The 13,881-nt window shown below is 49.0% G+C and carries 9 protein-coding genes; 5 read left to right on the top strand and 4 right to left on the bottom strand.

Annotation, left to right across the window (positions count from 1 at the left end):
* The first annotated feature begins 143 nt into the window (after positions 1–143).
* From EK374_RS19860 to EK374_RS19840, 5 genes are all read left to right on the top strand, one after another.
* On the top strand, positions 144–1,631 hold the full coding sequence (locus EK374_RS19860; protein WP_127026253.1) for an MFS transporter: 1,488 nt from the start codon (positions 144–146) through the stop codon (positions 1,629–1,631).
* Between the two features lie 5 nt (positions 1,632–1,636).
* Positions 1,637–2,653, top strand: a complete 1,017-nt coding sequence (locus EK374_RS19855; RefSeq protein WP_127026252.1) for a glycoside hydrolase family 43 protein — start codon at positions 1,637–1,639, stop codon at positions 2,651–2,653.
* Between the two features lie 24 nt (positions 2,654–2,677).
* Positions 2,678–5,128 (top strand): glycoside hydrolase family 3 N-terminal domain-containing protein, encoded by a 2,451-nt coding sequence (locus EK374_RS19850; RefSeq protein WP_206099250.1) that lies wholly within the window; start codon positions 2,678–2,680, stop codon positions 5,126–5,128.
* A gap of 64 nt (positions 5,129–5,192) precedes the next feature.
* Positions 5,193–7,802 (top strand): glycoside hydrolase family 3 protein, encoded by a 2,610-nt coding sequence (locus EK374_RS19845; protein ID WP_127026251.1) that lies wholly within the window; start codon positions 5,193–5,195, stop codon positions 7,800–7,802.
* Between the two features lie 13 nt (positions 7,803–7,815).
* Complete coding sequence (locus EK374_RS19840) at positions 7,816–9,735, top strand: sialate O-acetylesterase (protein ID WP_164731924.1); 1,920 nt, start codon at positions 7,816–7,818, stop codon at positions 9,733–9,735.
* Between the two features lie 87 nt (positions 9,736–9,822).
* Here the strand turns inward: EK374_RS19840 and EK374_RS19835 are convergent, their stop codons facing one another.
* Genes EK374_RS19835 through EK374_RS19820 form a run of 4 tightly spaced genes read right to left on the bottom strand, consistent with a single transcriptional unit; the run spans position 9,823 to position 13,828 of the window.
* Positions 9,823–10,500, bottom strand: coding sequence for a DUF6445 family protein (locus EK374_RS19835; RefSeq protein WP_127026249.1), 678 nt, complete (start codon positions 10,498–10,500; stop codon positions 9,823–9,825).
* An 8-nt stretch (positions 10,501–10,508) separates the two neighbouring features.
* Positions 10,509–11,990: a tryptophan halogenase family protein gene (locus EK374_RS19830; protein ID WP_127026248.1), complete on the bottom strand. Its 1,482-nt coding sequence runs from the start codon at positions 11,988–11,990 to the stop codon at positions 10,509–10,511.
* Between the two features lie 45 nt (positions 11,991–12,035).
* On the bottom strand, positions 12,036–13,067 hold the full coding sequence (locus EK374_RS19825; protein WP_127026247.1) for a cupin-like domain-containing protein: 1,032 nt from the start codon (positions 13,065–13,067) through the stop codon (positions 12,036–12,038).
* Positions 13,068–13,078: 11 nt separating this feature from the next.
* Entirely contained in the window at positions 13,079–13,828 is a 750-nt protein-coding gene (locus EK374_RS19820) for a SapC family protein (protein ID WP_127026246.1), read from the bottom strand.
* Positions 13,829–13,881 lie beyond the last annotated feature (53 nt).

The raw sequence follows: 13,881 nt of genomic DNA, 5'->3' as shown, positions 1-13,881 counted from the left end.
CGCTTTGGCCACTGTCGATGTATGTTAAGGTCAGAAAAAAATCAGTAGCAATAGCTTGCTGCCAGCTCATCCAGCAGTGCAAGCAATAGAAAAACATAAAAATAACGGCTTGCTTAAAGCAAGCCCGCAACAGGCGAATTGATATGCAAACAGAAGTACAAAAATTATCGGTCACCGAGAAAATCGGTTATAGCCTCGGGGATTTGGCGGCCAATTTGATTTTCCAAACCCTGATGACCTTTTTGGCTTTTTTCTACACAGATGTTTACCAGATCCCTCCAGGCGCCGCAGCTACTATTATCTTCATAGGCGGTTTAATAGGCGCCTGTTTTAACCCCATTATGGGCATTATTGCCGACCGCACTCAAACCCGCTGGGGTAAGTTCAGGCCCTGGATCCTCTGGACCTCTATCCCTTTTGGCATCATTGCGCTGTTAGCCTTCAGCACACCGGATTTCAGTCCGGAAGGCAAAATTGCCTACGCTTTTATTACTTATGTAGTGCTGGTGCTGGTGTATTCAGCCAATAACCTGCCGTATTCAGCTTTAAGTGGTGTGCTGACCGGCAATATGGCTGACCGGAACAGCTTGTCTGCCTACCGTTTTGTTGCTGTGATGGTGGCGCAATTTATTATTCAGGCTTTGTTGTTACCGCTGGTACTGATTCTGGGCGATGGCGATAAAGCTGTAGGTTTTGAAAACACCATGACGCTGTTTGCTTGCGTCGGTATTGTGTTTTTCCTTATTACTTTTATCACCACCAAAGAGCGGGTATTAACCTGCAGTGCGCAAAGTTCAACTATTCGTCAGGACATTGGTGACCTGCTGAAAAACCGGCCTTGGGTCATTATGCTGGTGCTGACCGTACTGGTGTTTATTACGCTGGCACTGAAAGGTGGCATGTATATTTTTTACTTCGAAAACTATCTGAATGAACAAGAAGTTGCTGTATTTCTGGAAGATATTGGCTTTAATGCTTTTATAGTTGGTTTAAATTCTATGCTAACGGGCATGGGGCTGACCGAATTCCTTTGGCCAAAAGATGCGGCCACTTCTGGTTTCAGTTTGTTTAATGCCGGCGGCATTATCTGCATGATTTTTGGTATAGGTTTTTCTAAAGCTCTGGCCGATCGTTTTGGCAAAAGGGATGTGTTTGCTGTAGCACTATTTATCTCTACTTTGTTTGTGATGGCGTTTTATCTGTTCCCTAACGATGCGATTGGACTGGTATTTTCCTCTCAGTTGTTACATGGCTTTTTCTACGGCATCACTATTCCATTGCTGTGGGCCATGATCGCCGATGTGGCCGATTATTCCGAATGGAAAAATCATCGCCGTGCAACTGCCATTATTTTCTCTGCGATGATTTTTGGTCTGAAACTGGGCCTGAGCATAGGTGGCGCTTTGGTCGCTGGTATTCTGGCGCATTTTGGCTATGACGCTCAACTTGAGGTACAGGCCCCTGAAACCATTCACGGTATTCAATTATCGGTCAGCCTTTATGCCTCTGTGCCTTTCCTGTTAGGTGTGGCCATTGTCTGCCTCTATGAAATTAACAAACACAAAGAAAGCCAGATCGAGCAGGAGCTGAATGAACGTCGCGCTGCCACTGGTTTAGCACAAGCGGAGTAAGTTTTATGTCTGAAGAATTACAAGCTCAGGATTTAAAGGAGCTGAAAGCCAAAGCTATTTCTCAGCCCTTAGTGGAACACATTTATACGGCAGACCCTTCGGCCCATGTGTTTGACGGTCGCATTTATATTTATCCGTCGCACGATATTGAGGCTGGTATCCCCTTTAACGACAATGGCGATCACTTTGGTATGCAGGATTACCATGTGTTGTCGCTGGATGGTCCGGGCAGCCCTGCTGTGGATCATGGCGTGGCTTTAGATATTAAAGATGTGCCATGGGCAGAGCGTCAGATGTGGGCGCCGGATGCCGCCAGAAAAGATGGCAAGTACTACTTTTATTTTCCGGCCAAAAAGCCAGACGGTATCTTTCAGATTGGTGTGGCTGTGGCCGACTCGCCTATTGGGCCTTTTAAAGCTCAGCCACAGGCTATTGCAGGCAGTTATTCCATAGATCCAGCCGTATTTGAAGACGATGATGGCAGCTTTTATATGTATTTTGGCGGCATTTGGGGCGGACAGTTACAAAACTACCGCAACAATCAGTACAGCGCTGACAATGCAGAACCCACAGCAGCTGAGCCAGCTTTAGGGCCTAAAGTGGCGAAACTTCGCGACGACATGCTGGAATTTGCCGAAGCGCCACGTGAAGTGCTGATCCTGGATGAACAAGGCCAGGTGTTATTAGCAGGCGATACAGACAGGCGCTTTTTTGAAGCCTCCTGGCTGCATAAATATCAGGGCAAATACTACTTCTCTTACTCCACAGGCGACACACACTTTTTATGTTATGCCACAGGCGATAACCCGTATGGACCTTTTACTTATCAGGGCCGGATTTTAGAACCTGTAGTCGGCTGGACCACTCACCATTCTATCTGTGAATTTGAAGGTAAATGGTATCTGTTCTACCACGACTCTATTTTGTCCGAAGGCGTCACTCATTTACGTTCAGTCAAAATGGCGGAAATTCAGTATGACGCGGATGGCAAAATTCAGACCTTAAAACCTTACAGGGATTAATCAGGGATTTCACAGGAGGCTCTAGTGGGCAAACAACTTCTCTCTGCGGTGCTGGGTTTAGGAGTCGCTTTTGCGGCTTCAGCTCAGCAGCCTTATCAAAATGCCAGTTTGCCAACAGAGCAGCGTGTGGATGATTTATTGTCCCGCATGACGCTGGAAGAAAAAGTGGCTCAGCTACAAACCGTCTGGCAAAAACGCCGCACTCTGGAAGACAAAGAGCTGCAGTTTTTACCGGAAAAAGCCAAAGAATTAATACCGCTGGGTATTGGCCATATAGGCCGCCCCAGCGAGTTTAAAACCCCGCAGCAAACGGCAGAATTTAATAATGCCTTGCAGCGCTGGTTAAAGGAAAACACCAGGCTGGGCATTCCGGCCATGATGCATGAAGAAGCTTTGCATGGGTATGCTGCTTTTGATGCCACCAGTTTTCCGCAGGCGATAGCTCTTGCCAGCAGCTGGTCGCCACAAGATATGCATGATGTTTATGCGCTGTCAGCCCGTGAAATGCGCGCGACGGGTTCGCACTGGGCCTTAACTCCTATTCTGGATATAGCCCGTGACCCACGTTGGGGCCGGATTGAAGAAACCATGGGTGAAGACCCTTACCTGATGTCGGCCATGGGTGTGGCCGCAGTCGAAGGTTTTCAGGGCAAAACGGGGAAAGCAGGCCCTTTTGCTGCAGATAAAGTAGTAGCGACCTTAAAGCATTTGACGGGTCATGGTCAGCCAGCAGCGGGGGTCAATATAGCTCCGGCCTTTATTGGCGAACGTGAACTCCATGAAGTGTTTTTACCGCCTTTTGAAGCTGCAGTAAAACTGGCGCATGCCAGCAGTATTATGGCGTCCTACAACGAAATTGATGGTATTCCATCTCACGTGAATAAGCCTTTACTGGAAGATATAGTGCGTCAGCAATGGGGCTTTAACGGTGTCATTGTCAGTGACTATTTTGCCATTGAAGAATTGGGCAGCCGGCATGGTTTATACGGCAGCGAAGCCGCAGCAGGCAAAGCGGCTTTGTTAGCTGGCGTGGATATGGAAACTCCGGACCCAAAAACCTTCCCCCATTTAACGGCCTTAGTGAAATCAGGTCAGTTGGATGAAGCTGCAATCGACAAAGCTGTGCGGCGGGTATTAGCGCTGAAATTCAGGTTAGGTTTGTTTGAACAACCTTATGTGGATGCAACAAAAGCCAATGGGATTGTTGGTGCTGATTCAGATCGTGTTTTTGCCCGTCAGGTGGCTGAAAAGTCGATGGTACTGCTGAAAAATGACGGAACTTTGCCGCTAAAAGCCGATAAAATCCGCCAGCTTGCGGTGATTGGTCCTCATGCTAATGAAGTTTTATTGGGTGGCTACAGCAGTATTCCGCGCCAGACTGTCAGTATTGTCGATGGCTTACGGCAAAAGCTGGAGGGCAAAGCCAAGGTAGAATTTGCTCCGGGCACAAAACTCACTAAAGCCTTAACACAAACTCCAGCTAAACAAGCGGCTTTTGTCACCAGTGATATAGCAGAACGCAGCAAAGCCGCAGGCACTTATTCGATGCAGCGCTGGAATTATGACGATATTCATTTAGCCGATGAGGCCGATCGCAAAGGTTTGCTGGATCAAGCTGTGGCATTGGCAAAAAAATCTGATGCAGTGGTATTGGTGTTGGGCGAAAACGAAGGCTTGTCCCGTGAAGCCTGGGCTGACACCCATTTAGGCGATCGCAGTAGTCTGGATTTAGTCGGTAATCAGCTGGAGTTAGCCAAAGCTATTTTGGCGACAGGTAAACCGCTGGTGCTGGTGCTGACCAATGGCCGGCCTCTGGCTTTGGGCGAACTGGCGGTGTCTATGCCTGCTATTATCGAAGCCTGGTATCTGGGGCAGGAAACCGGCTCAGCTTTAGCTAATGTGTTGTTTGGCGATGTAAGCCCTTCCGGTAAATTACCCCTGACTTTTCCTCGTAGCGCCGGTCATATTCCGAGTTATTACAACCATAAAATTTCTGCCAAAAGGGGGTATTTGTTTGACGACATCAGCCCTTTATACCCCTTTGGTCATGGCCTGAGTTACAGCAGCTTTGATTACAGCGCTCTTAAGATTGATGAAAGCCAGGCCAAAGCTAATGGCGAAGTGACTGTTAGTATGACGATTCGCAACAGCGGTCAATTTGATGCGACTGAAGTGGTGCAGCTGTATATTCAGGACCCCGCAGCCAGTGTGACCCGTCCTGTAAAACAGTTAAAAGGCTTTTTACCTGTACCACTCAAAGCAGGCCAACAGGCAAAGGTTGAATTTAAATTGCCGGTGAACTTATTGGCATTTTTTGATCAACAGATGAACTGGGTGGTTGAACCCGGTGAAATCAAATTGATGATTGGCAGCTCTTCAGCAGATATCCGCCTGAATGGTAGTTTTATCATCAAAGGTGACATAACAGAGGTCGGTGCCAATAAGGCTTATTTAAGTCAGGCGCGGATTCTTTAATGATTTAGCTCGAGGAGTCACAGCCTTGGGCTGGCTTCTCATTATAGGTTTGGAGGGCGTTTGAATGGCGAAGGTAATGGCAAAGGCGGCAAAAGTCAGTAAGCGTAAAGAGCTTAGTAAGGGGCTGTTAGTTTTGGCTGGTGGTCTGGTGTTAACCGGTTGTGGTCAGCCCGCAGTTCAGGTGCCCGAACCTGTTCCGGAGCAAACGGCCAGCCCAAGTACAACTGAAACCCCAGTGATCACGCCAACCAACTGGCCATTGCAGCAGCCTCCTATAGCGCGTAATCAGGCGATAGAAGACAAAATCAAAGCTCTGCTCGCACAGATGAGCCCTGAACAAAAAGTAGGGCAAATTATTCAGGCCGATATTGCCTCAGTCACGCCAAAACAAGTGCGGGATTATTATCTTGGGTCTGTACTGAATGGCGGCAACTCAGCGCCTGGCCGTGACAACAGAGCGGGCGCCGCCGCCTGGTTGGAGCTGGCTGATGCCTTTTGGCAAGCCAGTACTGATACCAGCGATGGCCGGCCTTATATCCCTGTGATGTGGGGCACAGACGCCGTGCACGGCCATAGTAATGTCAAAGGCGCCACTATTTTCCCGCATAACATAGGTTTGGGCGCCATGCGTGAACCAGAGCTAATGCGTGAAATAGGCCGGGTGACTGCAGCTGAAATGCAGGTGACAGGCCTGGACTGGACCTTTGCTCCCACTATTGCCGTAGTGCGGGACGACCGCTGGGGCCGCACTTATGAATCTTACGGCGAAGACCCACAACTGGTGGCTTCTTATGCGCCTCATATCCTGCAAGGTATTCAGGGTGTTCCAGACTCTGCCGACTTCTTAAAAGGTCAGCATATGCTGGCAACGGTGAAACACTTTTTAGGTGATGGCGGCACTGTGGATGGCAAGGATCAGGGTGATAACCAGCATACCGAAGCAGAGCTGCGTGACATCCATGGAACGCCCTATTACAGCGCAATAGCTGCTGGCGCCAGGGTTGTGATGGCGTCTTACAACAGCTGGTTTGGCGAAAAGATGCATGGCTACCGTCCTATGCTGAACGATGTGCTGGTTAACCGTATGGGTTTTGACGGTTTTGTCGTAGGCGACTGGAATGGTCATGGTCAGGTGAAGGGTTGTACACCTACAGATTGCGCTAATTCACTGAACGGTGGTTTGGATATGTTTATGGCACCGGACAGCTGGGAGAAGTTGTATCAGAACACTTTAGCTCAGGTGAAAGACGGCCGTATTTCTACAGAACGACTGGATGAAGCAGTCAGCCGAGTGCTGCGAATTAAAGCCGAAATGGGTTTGTTTGAGCAGGTGAAACCTTCAGAGCGGCCTTTGGCTGGCCGTTATGAATTGCTGGGCAGCACTGAACACAAAGCCATTGCTCGTCAGGCGGCGCGTAAGTCGTTGGTATTACTGAAAAACAACCAGCAACTGCTGCCACTCAAATCCAGTAGCAAGGTGTTGGTGGCTGGTGATGGTGCTGACCATATTGGTAAACAAAGCGGTGGCTGGACCTTAAGTTGGCAAGGCTCTGGCAATAAAAACACTGATTTCCCGAATGGTGAATCCATTTATACCGGTATTAAACAGGCGGTTGAAGCTGGTGGTGGCAAAGCAGAGCTGAGCGAAAATGGTCGCTTTAATGACAAACCTGATGTCGCAGTCGTGGTCTTTGGTGAAGAACCTTATGCCGAGTTTGTCGGCGATCGCAGCCATCTGGCTTTTGATGATGGCCGGGCTTTGCAAATTTTGACCGAATTAAAAGCGCTGGGTATTCCAACGGTTTCGGTGTTTTTGTCAGGCCGGCCTTTGTGGGTCAATCCTGAGCTGAATCAATCCGATGCTTTTGTTGCTGCCTTTTTACCTGGCAGTGAAGGTGGTGCTGTGGCTGATCTGCTGTTCCGTTCGCCTGAAGGCGAAATCCGTCATGATTTTCAGGGCAAGTTATCCTTTTCCTGGCCAGCCAAAGCGACAGGTGAGTTGCTGAATCTGGGCGACAAAAATTATCAGCCGCAGTTTGCTTATGGTTATGGCCTGACGTATAGCGACAAAACGGAACTGGCTAAGCTTAGCGAAGAGTCTGGCATTAGTGCCGACCAGGTGCTGAATTTCAGCCGTTATCTGCATGCCGGCAAAGCTGTTAATCCATGGCAGTTGCAATTGTTAGATAAAGGTCAGGTAACAGTAGTGACTGAACCGTTGCAAAAATCTGCTGGCGGTGCATTAGAAGCTGCTGCCACAGACAGATTACAACAGGAAGATTCAGTACTCTTGAGCTTCCACAAAGATGCTGCTGTGTCTTTAAATCATGCTCAGGGTGTGGCTTTGGATCTAAGTCGTCAGGCCAATGGCGATATGACACTGGAGCTGGAATATCAGGTGGTTGCGATGACTCAGGGTAAAGTCAGTGTGGCGATGCAGTGTGGTGATAACTGCAAATCTACTCTGGATTTCAGTGGTTATTTTGCTGGTATGGCGGGCAAAGGCTGGCACAGTGTGAAGATACCACTTCGCTGTTTCACTGAAGCCAATAGCAGTTTTGATCTGACCAAAATCAGCCAGCCGTTGCTGCTGGAAGCCACAGCAGGCTTAAAGCTGCAATTGGCTAAAGTACGTCTGGCTGAAAATGAAGGCCAGGGTCAATGCGGCAATTAAAAAGGACATTTTTATGTTAAGACTCATACTAACTGCAGCGTTATTGCTAAGCCCTTTGGCTCATGGGGATATTCGCCTGCCTAAGTTGATCGGCGAAGGCATGGTGTTGCAGCGTGATACGGCCATTCCACTCTGGGGCTGGGCTGCTGCGGATGAAACCGTTGAGGTGCGTTTTAATGGCCAGCTGCTTGGTCAGGTCAAAACAAAAGATGGCCGCTGGACAGTGCAACTACCAGCCCAACAGGCCGGTGGTCCACATCAGTTAAGTTTTAAAGGTCGTAACCAGATTGAACTGAAAGATATTTATTTTGGTGATGTCTGGGTAGCGTCTGGCCAGTCCAATATGGAACTGGAAATGGCGCGGGTGGCTGAGGCGTATCCGGAGGATTTAACCAGCGCCAATTATCCTTTGATCCGCCAGTTTAAGGTGCCGCAAGAGTACAACTTTAAAGCGCCACAACAGGATTTCAGTGCCGGGGCCTGGGTTTCTGCCAGCCCGCAAAGCATAGCCAATTTCTCCGCTGTGGCTTTTTACTTTGGTCGCGACTTATTCCGGCATAACGGCGTGCCCGTTGGCATTTTAAATAATGCCTTGGGCGGTTCACCTGTAGAGGCCTGGATGAGTGAAGAGGCATTACAGCCTTTTCCTGAAGCTTTGGCCGAAGGCATAAAGTTTCGTGATGACAAGTTGATCCAGTCCATTACAGCGGCGGACAAAAGCAAAAATGAGCAGTGGTACGGTGATTTACAGCGCCGTGATCCGGGCTTGACCAGTAAAACTCCCTGGTTCAGCGAAAGTTTCGATGACAGTTCCTGGCAAAAATTTACAGTGCCTGGCTTCAGATCAGAGCCTTTCACTGGCGTCTGGTGGCTGCGTAAAACAATAGAGCTGACAGCAGCCCAAGCCCAAGAGGCCAGCATAGTGCGGCTTGGCTCCATAGTGGATGCTGACGAGGTCTATATCAACGGTAAGCAAGTGGGGAATACCACTTACATGTACCCGCCACGCCGTTATGAGTTACCTAAAGGACTGCTCAAAGCCGGCACTAACTTAGTTGCGGTACGGATCACTGCCACCAACGGCAAAACAGGGTTGTTGCCGGATAAACCTTATTGGATAGGCACAGACAGCAATCCACTGCCCCTGACTGGCGAGTGGAAAATGCAAACTGCGGCTGTGGCGCAGAATTTACCTGGTGATACTTTTATCCGCTGGAAACCTCTGGGTTTATACAATGGCTTGTTAGCCCCTTTAACTTCGTTGCCGATCAAAGGAGTGATTTGGTATCAGGGCGAGTCCAATGTGGGTGCCTATAAAGACTATCAACCACGTTTTACCACTATGATCCGTGACTGGCGCGCCAAATGGGCGCAAGGCACAGGCCAGCCTAATCAGTTTCCGTTTTTATTGGTGCAACTGGCGAATTTCCTGGAAAAAACACCAGATCCTGTCGACAGTGCCTGGGCAGGTTTACGCGAAGCACAGCGTCAAAGTTTATCCGAAGCCAACACAGCTATGGTGGTGGCTATCGACAAAGGTGAATGGAACGATATTCATCCGGTAGATAAAAAGACCATAGGACAGCGGTTGGCTTTAGCGGCCCGCGCTGTAGCTTTGGGCGAAAACCTCGAATACAAAGGGCCAGAACCAGCTGCTGTGACCTCTGAAGGCTCGCAGCTCAAACTCAGCTTTAATCACAGCGGTAAAAGCTTAGTGCTGAAAGGCACAGGCAACAGCTTTGCTATAGCTGGCGCAGATGGTAAATATCGTTGGGCACAAGTTCAGCTCAAAGATCAGCAACTGCTGTTGTCACACCCTGAAATTAAAGCACCAGTCAAAGTGCGATATGGCTGGGCTGATAATCCAGAGGCGGTACTTTTTAATAGCGAAGGTCTACCCGCAGGGCCTTTTGAAGCAAAAATAATGAAATGAATCCGTAGGGGCGGGTCTTGTACCCGCCCGTCTCATGATACCGCGGTACGGATGGAAAGGGCCGGCACAAGCCACGGCCCCCGTAGGTTAAGCCGGGTCAATAAAGCTACTGATAGTTAGTCTGCCCACTCTGGGGTCTGCTGAAAGACTGGTGTGCTGGGTGATCATGCCGCTGTGCAACAGCTGGCGGCGATACACGACCAGCCGGTTAAATACACCGGGCTGTGCTGCAATTTGCTCAAACAAGGGCGTATCCCCCTGAATATAACCATCAACGGCCTTAGGTAAATAAGGGCCGTCGTTTTCGCTTTCCAGTGAACGGTAATACTCCAGAGTGCGGCTTTCATCTATAGACTCAAAGCCTGTTTTGCGATGCCGGTAAAAGGCTGTGCCGCCCTGATCACCCTGAAATAAATAATGCACTGCAGCCAGCGCATGTTTTTCTGTGGTATCAAAATGGGGGATACGTTGCAGTAGCTTGAGTTGTGTGGGTGGCGTAGTCACCAATGAAAAATGACAGACGGAGAAACCAAGCTGAGTCGCAGGTAGTTCAAAGTAATCAATCAAGGTCTGTTGCAGGCTGTGCAGCATAAATTGCTGGTAGGCCTGCGGTGCCGCCGCGCGAATACCCGGATAATAAGGTGAATTGGCCAAAAACTTCTGACTGGCGGCAAAGTTCACCAGGCTTTGTGGCTCTGGCACAAAGTTATCCACCACCAAAAGCGGTGATTGTTCTTGCCCTATGGTCAGCCTGGTGATCTGCATGGCGACTGTCAGTTGAGATTAGAAGGACAATAGTGACGTAAAAAGTCACGATGCGACGGCAGTCTGTCGACCGCAGCGTTAATGGTCTCGCGAATACTCTGCAGATGACGACTTAATTCGCCCTGACCTAAACCCGCTACCAGCTGGTGATAACTTTGTGGTTGCAGCCGTTGCCCTAACATTACATGACTCCAGGACTCCAGCCTGAACATTTCATCTCCTGTCTGGAAGGCATGGGCGCTTTCTTTGAACAATTCGATGCGGTGCGCCAGCGTATCCGGGATCGACATAGTGCGGCAATACTGCCAAAACGGACTGTCGTTTCGCTCAGTCTGGTGGTAATGCAAAATAATAAAGTCGCGGATTTTTTCCACTTCGGTAATGGACTGCTGATTGTATTCATCCATCAGAGCTGGCGTAACGCCGTTAAATGGAAAGAGTCGTAATAAGCGGATAATGCCGCTCATAAACAGGAAAATGCTGGTCGATTCCAGCGGTTCAATAAAACCACTGGATAAACCAATGGCGATACAGTTTTTATTCCAGAGTTTTTTCCGCCGCCCTGTCTGATAACTCAGCATTCTGGGCTCGATCAGGGCCGGGGTTTCCAGATTGCCGAGCAAACGCTGTTTTGCCTGTTCATCCGACAAATAATCGCTGGTATAGACCAGGCCGTTGCCGACTCTGTGCTGCAAAGGAATACGCCATTGCCAGCCACTGTCGTGCGCCATAGCTCTGGTGTAAGGGGGTAATGTGGCAGCTGATTCGGTTTGTACCACCACAGCTTTATTGCAGGGCAGCCAGTGGTCCCAATGTTCATAACCTGTTTTTAAGCTTTGTTCGATCAGCAAAGCTCTGAAGCCTGTGCAGTCGATAAACAAATCCCCGGTTATTTCCTGGCCTGATTCCAGCACCAAAGAGCGGATATCGCCGTTGACATGTTGCAGCACCTGAGCAATTTTGCCTTCAATCCGCACTGCGCCTAAATCTTCGCTGAATTTGCGCAGAAAACGGGCATAACGGCCAGCATCTAGGTGATAGGCATAGTTGATGCTCGATTTGTCGGTTTTGCCGAATTTATGCTGTTTAGCCGCCTGCAATTCATAACAATAATCACCAAAAGGCGCATCAACGCCCTGGCTTAAGCCGTGCAAATAATAATGCTGAAAGTCAGTTAAAAAACTGCCTTTGCCTGTGACGCCAAAGGGGTGGAAATACTGATCGCCCGTCTGGCCCCAGTTTTCAAAAGAGATGGCCAGTTTAAAAGTCGCGTCCGTGGCTTTCATAAACTCCTGTTCGTCTATGCCCAACAGGTTATGAAACAGCAGTACAGGAGGAACAGTTGACTCTCCAACACCTACAGTGCCAATTTCTTCGGATTCAATGAGCACAACTTCAATCAGGCCTTTCAGGCGTTTGGATAAAGCTGCGGCTGCGACCCAGCCCGCTGTGCCTCCACCTGCAATCACTACTTTTTTAACCTGTTGCATCTAGTATTCCTCGTCGCTTTTTATTGTTTGTTTTTATTGTTTTAATTAGCGGTTTAATCTGTTTAACAGCATGGCGCGCAATTGTCTGGCCTGCATTTCATTCAGATCACCCAACACACCACGGGCTTGCTCCGGCAAATGCGCGCCGGCTTTTTTCGGGTCGTCAAATACATAGTGGTTTAGCAAAGCCTGCCAGGCTTTGCGTTCATGTTCTGGTTTATCGCGCAGGCATAGCAGGGCGTGATACAGCAAATTCATGCCTGAGCCTGTGTAGCGGGGCGCTGTGCTCCACCAGTAGTTGATCAGAATATTAAAGCTGCTTAAGCCTTCGACCTGATGCCACCACATACTGGGCAGATAAAGCGCATCTCCGGGCTCAAGTTCAGCAATCTGGCCAGCAGCTATGGCTTTTGGAAAATCAGGGAAACGTTCTAAATCCGGCTGGTCGAAATCCACCATGCTGATCACCTGACCACCTGGTGTTGGTTCTAAAGGTCCCGGATACAAATGGCTGACCTGATCCGGTGGAAACAGGGTAAAACGCCTTTTGCCCAGCACACAGCAGGCCAGATTTTCCGAGGAATCGTAATGACAAGCCGCCAGCGATTTATTGCCCAACCAGATACTGACTCTGTCTGGTTCTGTTTCGTAGTTCACTACAGGTTTTGGCAGTTCAATATCGTTCTGTTGTCGCAAGCCGGGGAAATGCGTACTGAGCAAATTAGAGGCTATATAGACAGAAGGAGATTGCTCTTGCTGCTGCCATTGCAAAATTTGCTGCAGCACCTGATCCACCTGACCCAGCCGGGTTTCATAATTGAGTTTGCTGCAGCTATCGTCATAAAAATAACGGCCATTCAGAGCGGGTTCGCCATAAAATACCTGAGTGGCTTTGCCGTTGTAATAACTGCAGAGGTAATCCACCACTGCGGCAGAACCCTGCTGCCCCAGTTGCACCAATGGCCAGTGATGGACCAGACCACGCAGTATTACCGGCTCAGCAGCAGCGAATACCTCAGGCGGAATCTGCCCGTTTTTGCAGTGAATTTCTTTGGTTGTACGACTGACCCTTAACATAGGCTTTGCTGTCACTCCGGGCTTTGTTGGCGCATGCTATTGTTTTTTCGTTCTATTAAATGTCGGATGTTGCCCATTGAAAAAACCATAGCGTAAATCAGTGCTAAAAAGCCAGATTGGTGTAACTTCAGCAGTGCTTCGGCCGGTAAAGTCGCCAGTCGTTGTTCGTTAATGCAATAGTTGCCTGTTAAGCGGATTTTTTCACTGGTATGCAAAGCAAATTCAATAGTGACGGGCTCCACCAGTTCCAGTTGCTCCAGTGCTTTATAAAACACAGGCGCTAAGTTTGTGCCTTGATGAATAGTATCCAGCCGCGCAGAGATATGTTCCAGGTAAGGGCTGTTGCCACCCTGAGACAAAAACAATTGCTGACCTTGTTCTGTGCCGACTTTGGGGTGATCCATATCGATATGGACCACAGCATCCGGTGCTTGATCCTGCATACTAGCAGCGCGCTGAAAGCCGATCAGGAAAGGACCTTTTTCAATACTGGCCGGAATATAGCGGGCATCCCAGCCTGTGGGGTGTTGGGCATTCAGATATAAATTTTCAGCTGCGGCAAAGCCTAATAAAGCTATGGCCTGAAAGCTGCCTTGTGGATCATCTTTGCGCAACAGAACAGGATATTCTTTCTGTAATTCAGTAAATTCATTGGGGAACACCAGAGCGCTGTGCAGATTGTCGCCGAACTCCGGGCCAAAGTAGTGGATAACGCGGGTGTGCTGATGGTCGATATTATTTAATAACACATGCCTGGTCATATGATTTTCCCTGTGACTTCTTAGGTAGCATGTACAGCAGAACAGGGAAAAGC

This window comes from Rheinheimera mangrovi (assembly GCF_003990335.1).
Classification (GTDB): Bacteria; Pseudomonadota; Gammaproteobacteria; order Enterobacterales; family Alteromonadaceae; genus Pararheinheimera; species Pararheinheimera mangrovi.
The sequence above is the reverse complement of the archived record's forward strand: the minus strand, read 5'-3'. Positions and strand labels throughout refer to the sequence as shown.

Coding starts and splice junctions, on each gene's coding strand:
- EK374_RS19835 (WP_127026249.1), bottom strand. CDS start 10,500: ATGCAGATCACCAGGCTGACCATAGGGCAAGAACAATCACCGCTTTTG.
- EK374_RS19860 (WP_127026253.1), top strand. CDS start 144: ATGCAAACAGAAGTACAAAAATTATCGGTCACCGAGAAAATCGGTTAT.
- EK374_RS19825 (WP_127026247.1), bottom strand. CDS start 13,067: ATGTTAAGGGTCAGTCGTACAACCAAAGAAATTCACTGCAAAAACGGG.
- EK374_RS19855 (WP_127026252.1), top strand. CDS start 1,637: ATGTCTGAAGAATTACAAGCTCAGGATTTAAAGGAGCTGAAAGCCAAA.
- EK374_RS19830 (WP_127026248.1), bottom strand. CDS start 11,990: ATGCAACAGGTTAAAAAAGTAGTGATTGCAGGTGGAGGCACAGCGGGC.
- EK374_RS19845 (WP_127026251.1), top strand. CDS start 5,193: ATGGCGAAGGTAATGGCAAAGGCGGCAAAAGTCAGTAAGCGTAAAGAG.
- EK374_RS19820 (WP_127026246.1), bottom strand. CDS start 13,828: ATGACCAGGCATGTGTTATTAAATAATATCGACCATCAGCACACCCGC.
- EK374_RS19840 (WP_164731924.1), top strand. CDS start 7,816: ATGTTAAGACTCATACTAACTGCAGCGTTATTGCTAAGCCCTTTGGCT.